Origin of the sequence: Myroides sp. LoEW2-1 (assembly GCF_009767705.1) — a bacterium.
Taxonomy (GTDB): domain Bacteria; phylum Bacteroidota; class Bacteroidia; order Flavobacteriales; family Flavobacteriaceae; genus Flavobacterium; species Flavobacterium album_A.
On the sequence record NZ_WSPP01000084.1, the window covers coordinates 1 to 639 of the forward strand.

The following is a 639-nucleotide window of genomic DNA, read 5'->3' on the forward strand; positions in this document are numbered from 1 at the left end:
CGCTTAGTAGATCTTTTACGACGCATGCAATTTGGACAAAAACGCGAGCGTTTCGAAGACCCTAATCAAACACAGTTGCCTTTAGAGGTTCAGCAAGCAGTCTTGGAAGAACAAGAAGAAGTAATCAAACAAGAGATCACTTATTCTCGTCAGAAGAAAAAACATCCAGGAAGAGCTAAACTACCTGATCATTTACCAGTAGAAGAAATAGAAATCTACCCAGAGGGAGATTTATCTGATAAGATTTGTATTGGTAAAGAAACTACAGATGTGTTAGATTATGTTCCAGGTTACTTTAAAATCAAACGGTACATCCGATATAAATACGCCACGAAAGATAAAGACAACACTCAAATTAGTATTGCATTGCTTCCAGAGCGAATTATAGATAAAGGAATACCTTCAGAAGGATTATTATCTACAATACTTGTTGACAAGTATGTAGATCACCTTCCACTATATCGCCAGAAGCAACGCTTTTCAAGAGAAAATATCGATATAGCTTCTTCTACTATAGATGGCTGGGCAACTCAAAGCATGGATGCTTTAAAACCACTATATGAAAAGCTTCTGCTGGACATCAAAAATGAAGGATATCTTCAAGTTGATGAAACCACCATCAAAGTCTTAGATGAGAAA

Annotated in this window: 1 protein-coding gene; it reads left to right on the forward strand. The window is 36.6% G+C overall.

Annotation, left to right across the window (positions count from 1 at the left end):
• Positions 1-639: IS66 family transposase (locus tag GOQ24_RS06105; RefSeq protein ID WP_160339299.1), on the forward strand; the 639-nt coding region annotated here is incomplete at both ends.